The following is a 9,427-nucleotide window of genomic DNA, read 5'->3' on the forward strand; positions in this document are numbered from 1 at the left end:
TTCTATTCCCTTTCTTCGTGCCTTTAATAGTAAATATTTCATTTCTGGCCACGAACAACTTGTAATTTGAAGTGATTTTGCAGGAATTTGCCCCATCAAATCTTTATCTTGATATGTAAAAACTGGAACTTCCATTACATCTTGGATCTTTGTTCTACCGGTCTCAAGCCATAATTTACCATCATCCGGTTTCCAAACGCCAAGTCCAATATTTGAAGATAACGGTATATTCAAATCAGACATAACCTTATAGGTTGTAAGGTCGGCTTGTAAGTTTCCTGTTCTTATAGCATCAGGTCTTTTTCCAGCCCAGCGTTTGAATATTTCTATAGAATATTCAAATATTTTTTTTAATTCTTCATAATCGCGGTCGGCGCATGAATCATTATCGCTCCAATCAGTGAAAGTGTCGCCTTTATGATAATGAAGCCAACCTGGATGAATATGCAATTGGGTATCTTGCCCTGCTTTATTGATTTTTTTGACGATCGATTTCATCGGCTGATCACCAAAATAGTAATAATTAAGACATTCCACAAAGAAAGTACTTTTAATGCCATATTTATTAAAAGTATCCAGAAGAAAATCAACACCATGTCCTTTACCATCAATTTCACATAACGCAATTGGCTCAGCAACAGGCTTCTTGCGAGGATCATCAAACGAACCAGCAATACTAAACTCTGTATCTATTGTAATGGTGACTTCTAATGGTTTAAGCATAAATCATTCTCTGGCAAACGATTTAAATTTCACTGGTTCAAGGACCGATTGCCCACTTCTATATTCTAGCTCACCTTCTGGCATATCTGTTTTAACGCTTTGAATAGCACGGACTACATCCATTCCTTTGGTGACCATTCCAAATGCGGCAAACCCTTGCCCATCAGGATTGCGCATACCGCCAAAGTCAAGTGATGGTTGATCATTTATACAAATAAAAAACTCTGATCCCGCGGTATCTGGTGCCCCTCTCGTCATTGATATCGTTCCATCAAGATGCTTTAAACCAGTATCACTTGTGCGCTCAAGGGGTATCGGATCATAACGCGCGATGTCACTATTACCACTAATGCCACCTTGAATGACCTCAATTTTGATATCATTCTGTTCTTGGTTTTGCATATGTACGACGCGATAAAAAGCACCATCATTCATTAGCCCATTATCGATATATTTAAGAAAGTTATTCACTGTAATCGGCGCTTTATCGGCATATAAATCAATATGTATGTCACCCATTGTCGTTTCTAGTTTCACTTTTACAGTATCAGGTCCAGTTTTCTTTTCACTAGTAATCAATGAAACTAAAACCACTAAAGCGACTAGCAAAATTAATATTAAAGAAATTTTACGTAACATAATTTTCCTCTTTATATAATGGCTTCAGAGCGATTTTTCGGACCACCATCACGCACTTTAACGAACCATAAGATAACAAAAACCAGCAGAACAAGTACACCAATAACAATATTATTCATATTATCCCACCCTACTCTATCGAGCATAAATCCTGAAGATAGTGTTGCCAACCCGGAAAGTCCAAATACAACAAAATCATTAAGACCCTGTACATAAGCTTTTTCTTCTTCGTTATAAGCATGCTCAAGAAGTGTTGTTCCAGCCGTAAACATAAAGTTCCAACCTATTCCGATTAAAACCAATGCAGCGTAGAAATTATATAATTCCACACCTGCTTTCGCGATTAACGTCGAAACAAGCATTAATATCATTCCACCCAAAATCATTTTTATCGACCCGAAACGTGCAATGAGTGTTCCTGTAATTATTGCCGGCGCAAACATAGAAATAGAATGCCATTGAATAACACCCGCTGCTTCTTCAACTAAAAAGCCGCAAACTTCAACCACTTCAAGTGGGGTTGCTGTCATAATAAATGACATTGAGAGATAAGCAGCTGTTGCGCTAAGTGACGCACAAATAAAAGCAGGTCTTTTAAGTACATCCATTACTTTTGGATTAGCCGCAGGCACATGATCGTCTGGCAGTTTTTTACGTGGAGGCAATTTTATCAAATAAATTAATGTACACGCGACCAAACTTAAAAATATAATCAAACAATAGGTTCCCGCATAAACAACAGGTTCAAAATAATTAGATTCAAACAAACGCGCCAATGTTGGCGCAGAAAGCCCTGCGAGAACTCCGCCTAAGATAACATATGATACCGCCTGTTTATGGTAAGATTTTGGGGATACTTCCATTGCCGTAAAACGATAATAATTGGCAAACGACTGATAAGTACCATGGCTAAAAGTAGCAAGGCATAACAAAAAGTAGTTATTCGTATAAATTGAGATCACTGCTAATAATCCGCCAATTCCACCAAAAGTGGCACCGGTATAAAAACCCGCTTTACGCCCGAAGCGTTTCATAAACATTGAAGCTGGAAATGCAAATGCTGCTGTTGCTAAAAATGCAGTCGCCGCTGGAATAGTTGCAAGCGCATTATCTCCGGTCATCATTTTAGCAACAAGAGAGGAATAAGTAATCACAGTGACTACAGACGCCAATAACACAAACTGCGCCATTGAAAGTAAGAATAAATTACGCTTTACATTATCCATGGAAAATCCTTGGCTTTTAATTATTTAATACCAACCCGTCATAGGCGGGTTCGACCCTATTTGGCAACTCATTTTTTAAGGTTTCATAATCCAGATCAGCCATCATATGAGTAAGAACAGCTTTTTTGGGCTTAAATCTATCAATAAATGCCAATGTTTTCTCATAATGACAATGTGTTGGGTGTGGATCATGTCTAAGACAATCAACAATCCATATGTCTAAGCCTTCAAGATTTTCATAACTAGATTCGGGAATATCATTAAAATCCGTACAATAACAAACATTACCAAATCTAAACCCATATGAAATAATGCCACCATGAATTAATTCTATTGGTTGAACATCAATATTTCCTATTTTAAAAGGCGATAAATCAATCTCATTGGCTTTACAGATCGAAGGATAACCCTTTCTACCGCTAAAAATATATCCAAAGCGAGATGTTAAAACATCCAAAGTATGCGCATTGGCATAAATGGGAACATTATCGTTCATATTCTGTGCGAAAGCGCGCAAGTCATCAATGCCATGTGTATGATCAGCATGATCATGGGTATATAAAACGCCAGTTAAGGACGTTATACTAGCGCTTAGTGCTTGCTCTCTAAAATCAGCCCCTGTATCAACAATTAAACGTGTATCTCCTTGCTCAACCATTATAGATGCACGTCTGCGGCGATTTTTAGGATTATTTGGATCGCAATTGCCCCAGCCATTATTGACTTTACCGCCAATTCGGGGAACGCCTTGCGATGTACCGCATCCTAAAATCGTTATTTTCATTTGCCCGCTGGTCTTTCGGTTTTGCTAAATAAATCAAAGAAATTATCAGTGGTTACTTTCGCTAATTTTTCATAGCTAACCCCCATATGCTCTGCTAAAAATTCTGCTGTATGCATTACATATGATGGTTCACATGATTTTCCGCGCATTGGGACTGGTGCTAAAAAAGGTGAGTCCGTTTCGATTAACATTTTCTCTAACGGAATTTTTTTAACGGCCGCCTGTAAATCTTTCGCGCTTTTAAATGTGACAATACCGGAAATAGAAATATAACAGCCAATATCAAGGCTTTCTTTAGCAAACCATTCGCTCGCGGTAAAACAATGAATAACAGCGGGATATTCGCCTTTTTCCATTTCTTCTCTCATTATGCGTGCGCAGTCATCATCCGCATCTCGCGCATGAACAATTAAGGGCAACCCCGTTTCGCGGGATGCTTCAATATGCGCTAAAAAATTTTCCTGCTGCTTATCTCTTGGCGAACGATCATAATAATAATCAAGTCCGGTTTCACCAATACCCACAACTTTTGGATGCTTTGCTTTTTCAATCAATTCTTGTGCCGTTATACCATACTCTTCTTCAGCATCATGAGGATGACTTCCTACCGTTGCCCAAATATGATCATGCGCTTCGGCAATTTTTATCACATCGTCAAATTCATTAAGTCTGGCGTTAATCGCAAGCATAGTACCCACACCATTTGCCGCAGCACGCTCAAGCACACCATCCATGTCATCGACAAGATTTCCATAATTGAGGTGGCAATGACTATCTACTATAAATGGCTTATTCATTATTCATTTTCCGCAACATAACGTGGGAATACTCCCTCAGGTTTTTCCATTTTTGTTCCCGATGCCAATCGGTGATCAGCCCCTAACTTATCAAACCCACGCTCAGAAGCCGGAACTTTAAGAAGATCAATTAACTTAGATGCGCTATCAGGCATAATAGGCTGTGTAATAATACCAATCTGACGAATTATTTCAGCTGTAGTATAAAGTACCGTTCCCATTCGTTCTGGATCGGTTTTCTTTAATGCCCATGGCTCCTCACCGGCAAAATAGCCATTGGCATCAGATACAACTTTCCAAATGGTCTCAAGCGCTTTATTAAATGCCTGCACGTCCATATGATCTCTAACTTTTGGCAACAATCCATCTAAAGCACTTAAAATAGCATTATCCGCTTCAGTATTATCCCCCGGTGTTGGCATTACACCATCACAATTTTTGAAAATCATACTTAAACTACGTTGTGCAAGATTTCCCAAATCATTTGCAAGATCGCTATTGATACGGTTAATTATGGCTTGCTTATTAAAATCGCCGTCATTACCAAACGGAACTTCCCGCATTAGGAAATAACGCACTTGATCTAGACCAAATTCATCAACTATCTGAAAAGGGTCGATAACATTGCCAAGCGATTTGGAAATTTTTTGCCCTTCATTGGTCCACCAACCATGGGCGAAAACGCGTTTTGCAGGCTCAATCCCTGCGCCCATTAAAAAGGCAGGCCAATAAACGGCATGGAAACGTAAAATATCTTTACCGACCATATGAATATCCGCTGGCCAGAACTTCTGAAACGTGCTGCTTTCCATGTCAGGATAGCCTGCTGCCGTCATATAGTTGGTTAAAGCATCAATCCAAACATACATAATATGCTTGTCATTTCCAGGAACCGGCACGCCCCATTTAAAGCTTGTTCTGGAAACGGATAAATCTCTAAGTCCGCCTTCAACAAAACTTTTCACTTCGTTTTTGCGGCTTTTTGGTAAAACGGTAGGATCCAAACTTTCATAAAAATCAAGTAACTTATCTTCAAAAGCTGAGAGCCTAAAGAAATAGCTTTCTTCCTCAACCCATTCAACGGGGGCTCCAGTAGGTGCAAGTTTTTCACTGCCCTCAACTTCAATTAGCTCATTCTCGCCATAAAAAGCTTCATCACGGACAGAATACCACCCTGCATATTTATCCAAATAAATATGACCGTTCTCTTCTAATTTTTTCCATAGCGCTTGGCAGGCGATTTTATGGCGTTCTTCCGTCGTGCGAATAAAGTCATCGTGGGAATAATTCATAAAATCAGCAAGTTCACGAAACCTTTGTGATACTTGATCGCAAAATTCAAGTGGTGTCTTACCCGCGGCGGCGGCCGATTTTTCAACCTTTTGACCATGTTCATCGGTTCCTGTTAGAAACATAACATCATACCCATCAAGCCGTTTAAAGCGTGCCATAACGTCACATGCCAATGTTGTATAAGCATGCCCGATATGCGGAACATCATTCACATAATAAATTGGGGTTGTAATATAAAATGCGTCTTTCGCTGACATTAAATTTCTTTCTAATTTTCTTTTTATTCTTTATCGCGTCTTTAAGGCTGAATTGATCATATTTAAAATATCAATAACCGTTTGTTTCCGGTCCATATTCAATTGATCAGTCACTTTCATTTTTTCGGATATCTTTTCCCACAGGCCTGCCCACTGATCAAGTGGTATTATTTCGCCTAGTTCTTCCATTAGTTTAAATTCTTCGGTCAATGCTTCTTTAATATTATGAGTATGTCCCGTATTTAAATAACTTACATGACGCACCATACGGCTAATAAACTGTGAAAGCATTTCTGAAAATAATAAAAATGTGTCCCCAGATTTTTTCGTAGTTATAGCGCCGGCAAAATCATGCATTAACGGCACATTGATATTTGGCATCGTTGAAAGAAGTCCTAGGATCTCTCGGTATACCTTTAACCCTTGGTGTTCTATTAAAGAAATCGCATAGCCTGGGCTGCCGTTTGATAAAGCAACATATCCGTCAATTATATTTTCTTCCTTATCAGGATAATTTTTTTGTAAAATTTCTTTCACTGTTTGGGATTTTAAAGGCTTTAACGGAAGCATCCGACATCTAGATTTAATCGTCGGCAATAATCGACCCGGCGCATGAGCAAGGATGATAAGAATAGAGTTTTTTGGTGGTTCTTCTAATATTTTTAAAATTGCATTGGCTGCATTTCTATTCATTTCATCGGCCGTATCAACGATTGCAACACGCCAACCGCCATCGGAAGAAGTTTTATGAAAAAACTGATTTATCTTTCTAACATCATCCACAAGAATATTACTTCGCATCTTGCCTGTTTTGGGGTCTTCTGTACGTTCAGTAATCATTAAATCCGGATTACTTCCCGCATTAACTAAATGGTTTGCTTGACTTTCTAAATCAGTTTCTAGGCTGGTTAAGGCAGCTTTTTCTAGCACATCCCCAAATAAGCCCGGCCCTTGATCATCTTCTGGTGGATTATTAAGTAAGAAACGAGCCATTTTATAAGCTAGGGTTGCCTTACCAATCCCCTTAGGTCCGGTAATCATCCAGGCATGATGTATTTTTTCAGCATTAAAGGCATCAAGAAACAATTGTTCGGCGTGCTCATGCCCAACAAGTTCTATTGTATTTCGAGGAATTAATGCTTCTTCACTGTCCATTAATAATGCCAAAAATTATTCTAAAATTATATGACTATGTAACATTAAAAAGAATAAAATGGCTATTGATAAATGACCATATAAGTAAAATTATAATTCATTTATCATTTGACGATATTTTTCGGCTTCTTCTAAATCAACATTTACGCCCAAACCTTGTTCATAAATTGTTACTAACATCCTAAGAGCACCTCTATGGCCTGACATCATTGGCTGCTCTCTTTTTAAGGATAGCGTCTGATATTTTTGATAACCAACTGTATCCGCATATAATGGAATAGGACTTTCTCTTCTTGGCTTAGAAGCGCGCTTTAACCAAGATATAGCTCTCATATAATCCTGATCTTCAAAGGCGGCTACACCCAATTCATATTGAGAGTTAGGATCACCTTGTTTTGCCATACAATTGCGATATGAATTACGGTCAGATGAAAGTGTTGAACAATCAACCGTCATTGTTCCACACGCTTGAAGTGAAAAAAATGTTAAAGCCATCAAAATGTAAAAGATGATTTTCATAGCAATTCCAATTTTGGAGCAATTGCTTGCCATATACGGTTAGCCACTTCATCAATCGTACCCTTGGCACTAACAACTATGCAACGTTCAGGATGTTTTCTTGCAATATCTAGGAAACTTTCTTGAAGCTTTTTATGAAATTCAGCTCCCATGCGTTCATAGCGATCTTCTTTATCCGTATTTTCTTCTTCACGCTCCAAAGCACGATTTAATTCTTGCCCATCCAAAACAATCGTCACGTCAGGCCAATAATTACCCGTCGAAATTTTGTGTAGCTTAAGTAATCTCTCTACATCAACGCCTTGACCATACCCTTGATAGGCAAAGGTTGAATCTACATATCTGTCTGATATCACCCAAATACCACTCTCAATGGCAGGGAGAACTGTTTGTTCAAGGTGTTCCGCCCGTGCCGCATTATGCAGAAGCGCTTCGGTCATCGGATGCCACTTATCTGTCCCACCCTTGACTAACAGTTCACGAATTTCTTCCGCACCTGGTGACCCACCCGGTTCACGCGTTAATTGGCACTTAACGCCTTTTTTAATTATTTTTTGATGAAGCAGGTTAACTTGAGTTGATTTTCCAACTCCTTCGCCGCCTTCAAAGGTAATAAATTTACCTTTATTACTCACCAGATGATCCCATTAACATATATCCAAAGGCCGCTTTGATGCGGCTCATACCACCGAGTGTATCCACATCATTGCCAGCTACAAGTGGGTAAGATTTCGTTTCCATACCCTCAGACGAAAGCTCAAGCGTTGCTATGGGCTGTCCTTTTTGAATAGGTGCAGGAACTGGGCCATCATAGACAACCTTTGCCGTCATATTGCGTCTTGCTTGTCTGTTCATAGATAATGTCACTCCCTCTTCTACGATGAGAGGAACCGTCGCTTCTTCACCAAGCCAGACATCCGCATTATCAATCACTTGACCCGCTTCAAGCATGTCGTAAATACCGAAATTTCTAAACCCATAATTCAATAGTCTGGTTGATTCACTGATACGTGCATTGTCACTAGACATACCATTAACAACCAACACCAAACGCCTGTCAGCGGAAACCGCCGATGACGCAAGGCCATAACCACCTGCTTCTGTGTGGCCAGTTTTAAGTCCATCGGCACCTTCCATGCGGTAAAGAAGCCTATTACGGTTTGGCTGATTTACACCGGCATAGCTAAATTCGCGCTCCGCAAAAATCGAATAATATTCTGGAAATTCAGTAGCAAGCGCCAACGAAAGTGTCGCAATATCACGCGCAGACATATAATGTTCCGGATCAGGCCATCCATTCGTATTCATAAAATTACTGCTTGTTAAACCTAAGTTTGCGGCTTCATCGTTCATCATATTAACAAATACATTAACATCCCCCGCAATCGCCAATGCGAGCTGTGCGCAGGCATCATTACCAGATTGAACAATAATACCCCGCAGAAGATCAGCAATCGTCACCGTATCACCGGCATTAACATACATTGTTGAGCCTCTATCCTGAGTACTCGTATTACGCCAATTTTGCCATGTGGGTGTGTTTTCTACATAATATTCATCATCTAAACTAATACTGCCGTTTTTTAATTGTTGAAACGCAATATAAACGGTCATTAGTTTGCTCATGGATGAAGGCGTCATTTGCTCATCGGCATTTTTTTCAAAAAGAACATCACCGGTTGAGGCCTCTATCAAAATAGCTTGCTTAGCCGGGCTCGATAAGGTCTGCGCAATGGCACCACTAAATGACGCAACGGTCACTAACCCTGTAAATGCGAGTAGTCGAAAAGATTTATTAAATTTCATTTTATTTTACCTTAATTTCTTGCTCTTTTGTTTTCTTTTAATTTTTAAGACCCGTATTAATCAAATACGACTTTGGCGGTATTATGGCCAAGATCCAACACTTGCTTTAGTGCCGCATTTGCAGTCGTTGTTGAATGAAGCGGCCCAATTCTTACACGATATAATTTTCGCCCGTTCAAGGTTATTCCTTCCATCGAAATGGCCCCAATATGTTTGACACCACTTATT

11 protein-coding genes are annotated in these 9,427 nt (G+C 39.4%); all 11 read right to left on the bottom strand.

What is annotated here, in order from left to right; genetic code table 11:
- The coding region (locus ACTF6W_RS03560) for a polysaccharide deacetylase family protein (RefSeq protein ID WP_438993167.1) at positions 1-723 on the bottom strand (723 nt) is incomplete at its 3' end.
- Positions 724-726: 3 nt separating this feature from the next.
- Positions 727-1,362: a peptidylprolyl isomerase gene (locus ACTF6W_RS03565; protein ID WP_438993168.1), complete on the bottom strand. Its 636-nt coding sequence runs from the start codon at positions 1,360-1,362 to the stop codon at positions 727-729.
- Between the two features lie 11 nt (positions 1,363-1,373).
- Complete coding sequence (locus ACTF6W_RS03570) at positions 1,374-2,588, bottom strand: MFS transporter (RefSeq protein WP_438993169.1); 1,215 nt, start codon at positions 2,586-2,588, stop codon at positions 1,374-1,376.
- A 16-nt stretch (positions 2,589-2,604) separates the two neighbouring features.
- Positions 2,605-3,372, bottom strand: a complete 768-nt coding sequence (locus ACTF6W_RS03575; RefSeq protein ID WP_438993170.1) for an MBL fold metallo-hydrolase — start codon at positions 3,370-3,372, stop codon at positions 2,605-2,607.
- Positions 3,369-4,169: a TatD family hydrolase gene (locus tag ACTF6W_RS03580; protein WP_438993171.1), complete on the bottom strand. Its 801-nt coding sequence runs from the start codon at positions 4,167-4,169 to the stop codon at positions 3,369-3,371. The genes ACTF6W_RS03575 and ACTF6W_RS03580 overlap by 4 nt, the downstream gene beginning before the upstream one ends.
- Entirely contained in the window at positions 4,169-5,719 is a 1,551-nt protein-coding gene (gene metG, locus ACTF6W_RS03585) for a methionine--tRNA ligase (RefSeq protein ID WP_438993172.1), read from the bottom strand. The genes ACTF6W_RS03580 and metG overlap by 1 nt, the downstream gene beginning before the upstream one ends.
- 30 nt (positions 5,720-5,749) lie before the next feature.
- Entirely contained in the window at positions 5,750-6,874 is a 1,125-nt protein-coding gene (locus ACTF6W_RS03590; protein WP_438993173.1) for a DNA polymerase III subunit delta', read from the bottom strand.
- 90 nt (positions 6,875-6,964) lie between these two features.
- Positions 6,965-7,393 carry a hypothetical protein gene (locus ACTF6W_RS03595; protein ID WP_438993174.1) on the bottom strand — a complete coding sequence of 143 codons (429 nt, stop codon included), beginning with the start codon at positions 7,391-7,393 and terminating at the stop codon, positions 6,965-6,967.
- Entirely contained in the window at positions 7,390-8,028 is a 639-nt protein-coding gene (tmk, locus tag ACTF6W_RS03600) for a dTMP kinase (protein ID WP_438993175.1), read from the bottom strand. The genes ACTF6W_RS03595 and tmk overlap by 4 nt, the downstream gene beginning before the upstream one ends.
- Complete coding sequence (locus ACTF6W_RS03605) at positions 8,021-9,199, bottom strand: D-alanyl-D-alanine carboxypeptidase family protein (RefSeq protein ID WP_438993176.1); 1,179 nt, start codon at positions 9,197-9,199, stop codon at positions 8,021-8,023. Before ACTF6W_RS03605 ends, tmk begins: the two co-directional genes overlap by 8 nt.
- 56 nt (positions 9,200-9,255) lie before the next feature.
- Positions 9,256-9,393 (bottom strand): SPOR domain-containing protein, encoded by a 138-nt coding sequence (locus tag ACTF6W_RS03610; RefSeq protein ID WP_438993177.1) that lies wholly within the window; start codon positions 9,391-9,393, stop codon positions 9,256-9,258.
- Positions 9,394-9,427: the final 34 nt, after the last annotated feature.

Source organism: Pseudemcibacter sp., assembly GCF_965661635.1.
Lineage (GTDB): Bacteria > Pseudomonadota > Alphaproteobacteria > Sphingomonadales > Emcibacteraceae > Pseudemcibacter.

What these genes read in the sequence shown, in the direction of transcription:
- ACTF6W_RS03605 (WP_438993176.1), bottom strand. Translation starts at nt 9,199, where the DNA reads ATGAAATTTAATAAATCTTTTCGACTACTCGCATTTACAGGGTTAGTG.
- metG (WP_438993172.1), bottom strand. Translation starts at nt 5,719, where the DNA reads ATGTCAGCGAAAGACGCATTTTATATTACAACCCCAATTTATTATGTG.
- ACTF6W_RS03570 (WP_438993169.1), bottom strand. Translation starts at nt 2,588, where the DNA reads ATGGATAATGTAAAGCGTAATTTATTCTTACTTTCAATGGCGCAGTTT.
- ACTF6W_RS03610 (WP_438993177.1), bottom strand. Translation starts at nt 9,393, where the DNA reads ATGGAAGGAATAACCTTGAACGGGCGAAAATTATATCGTGTAAGAATT.
- ACTF6W_RS03590 (WP_438993173.1), bottom strand. Translation starts at nt 6,874, where the DNA reads ATGGACAGTGAAGAAGCATTAATTCCTCGAAATACAATAGAACTTGTT.
- ACTF6W_RS03575 (WP_438993170.1), bottom strand. Translation starts at nt 3,372, where the DNA reads ATGAAAATAACGATTTTAGGATGCGGTACATCGCAAGGCGTTCCCCGA.
- ACTF6W_RS03565 (WP_438993168.1), bottom strand. Translation starts at nt 1,362, where the DNA reads ATGTTACGTAAAATTTCTTTAATATTAATTTTGCTAGTCGCTTTAGTG.
- ACTF6W_RS03580 (WP_438993171.1), bottom strand. Translation starts at nt 4,169, where the DNA reads ATGAATAAGCCATTTATAGTAGATAGTCATTGCCACCTCAATTATGGA.
- ACTF6W_RS03595 (WP_438993174.1), bottom strand. Translation starts at nt 7,393, where the DNA reads ATGAAAATCATCTTTTACATTTTGATGGCTTTAACATTTTTTTCACTT.